This window comes from Streptomyces sp. NPDC030814, assembly GCF_055572155.1.
Genome location: NZ_JBVIDX010000064.1, coordinates 1 through 1,665, shown reverse-complemented (window position 1 = coordinate 1,665; position 1,665 = coordinate 1). Strand labels below are relative to the sequence as shown.

Below are 1,665 nucleotides of genomic sequence, written 5' to 3'. Positions count from 1 at the left end.
AGAAGCTGTTGTCTTTTCGATCTTGAGAGATGCGCGTCGAACAGGAGTCCCGATCGGGTGGTCGCGGGGTGCTGGGCGCATATGAACAGGGCCTCCTGAACAGCTCGTTGGTGTCGAATCACCGAGCAGCAGGAGGCCCTGGTGCAGCAGTCTTGCGTGCCGATGGCCGGGCAGTCCAGCGCGGTCACCTGGGAGTGTGACTGCCTGGCTCACCGGTTCGGAAACGCCGCCGACAACCCGATGCGTGAGCGGCGGTATCCGACGGACATGACGGATGCGGAGTGGGCCCGGGTCCTGCCGCTGCTGCCGGTGCCGGGCTGGATGCGCGGCCGGGGCGGCCGGCCGGAGGCGTATTGCCACCGGGCCATGCTCGATGCGATCCGGTATCTCGTCGACAACGGGATCAAGTGGCGGGCGATGCCCGTCGACTTCCCGCCGTGGGACCGCATCTACGCATTCTTCCGCCGCTGGCGCGACAACGCCCTGGTCAAGGAGTTCCACGACCGATTGCGCGCGAGGGTCCGCGAGGAGCTGGGACGGGACGCGCAGCCGACGGCCGGGGTGATCGACTCGCAGTCCGTCAAGGCGGATGCCGTCGTCGGCGGGGACAGCCGGGGCTTCGACGGCGGCAAGCTCATCAATGGCCGCAAGCGGCACGTCGTGGTCGACACGCTCGGCTTGCTGCTGGGCGTGATGGTCACCGCCGCGGACACCGGCGACCGCATTGCCGCCCAGGTCCTGCTCGGGGAGGTCGCCGACGTGCACCACCGGCTGGAACTGGTCTGGGCCGACGGCGGCTACACCGGCAGCCTCGTCGAGTACTGCCTGGCCACGTTCGCCCTGGCCCTGGCGATCGTCAAACGCAGCGACGACAGGCGTGGCTTCGTGGTGCTGCCCAAGCGGTGGATCGTCGAGCGCCTCTTCGCCCACCTGATGCGAAGCCGCCGTCTGGTGCGCGACTTCGAACGGCGCACCACCAGCGCGGAGGCGATGGTCTACTGGTCGATGATCGGGCTCATGACCCGACGCCTGGCCCGCTCACGCCTGCTGCGAGGGTGAACCGGCCCGGCTGCTGCTCGGCCAGCCAGCCGCGGGCCACCAGGCGTTTCGCTTTCGACCGCAGTGCCTCCACCCGCGCCGGCACCACGTCCATGCCGAACACGGCGGCCATCTCCTGGCAGGTCAAAGGGCCTTGATGGAGCCGGGCCCGGTCCGCGAGCGCCGTGATGATGCGCTGGTAGTCCACCGACAGCACCGACCAGGCCAGCCCCTGGCGCCACACTGGCACCTGCGACTTCGGCTTCGCCGCGTCCCGGAGCGCCGACTGCACCTCCGCATCCCGCGGATCCGGGGTGGCCTCCGCCTCGGCGGTGGCGCCGTCGTCCGGAGCCAGCACCGTATCGACCCGCCTGCGCGCGATCGCCCACTCCTGCCATTCCAGCTCGGCCGCAGCAAGCTCGGCCTGGATGCGGTCGGCCTCCTCCCGCAGCCCGTCGACTCGACGCCGAGCGGCGAGCTCGTGCTGTTCCAGCAGTCCAACAACCGACGGCATCCGCGACCTCCCGGGGAACGACGACCCGACAGGCCACCACTCCCACGGAACCACCACTCCTATCCCCGACCAGCGGAAACGCGTCGATCACCTCCGGAAAGACAACAGCTTCT

2 protein-coding genes are annotated in these 1,665 nt (G+C 69.5%); one reads left to right on the top strand and one right to left on the bottom strand.

What is annotated here, in order from left to right; genetic code table 11:
* The first annotated feature begins 141 nt into the window (after positions 1-141).
* The gene (locus ACZ43N_RS42695; protein WP_468105277.1) at positions 142-1,059 is read left to right on the top strand and encodes an IS5 family transposase; all 918 of its coding nucleotides are present in this window, start codon (positions 142-144) and stop codon (positions 1,057-1,059) included.
* On the opposite strand, the gene ACZ43N_RS42690 is transcribed toward ACZ43N_RS42695, so the two are convergent.
* Complete coding sequence (locus tag ACZ43N_RS42690; RefSeq protein ID WP_468105276.1) at positions 1,016-1,552, bottom strand: hypothetical protein; 537 nt, start codon at positions 1,550-1,552, stop codon at positions 1,016-1,018. The two genes, ACZ43N_RS42695 and ACZ43N_RS42690, sit on opposite strands and share 44 nt — an antisense overlap.
* Positions 1,553-1,665: the final 113 nt, after the last annotated feature.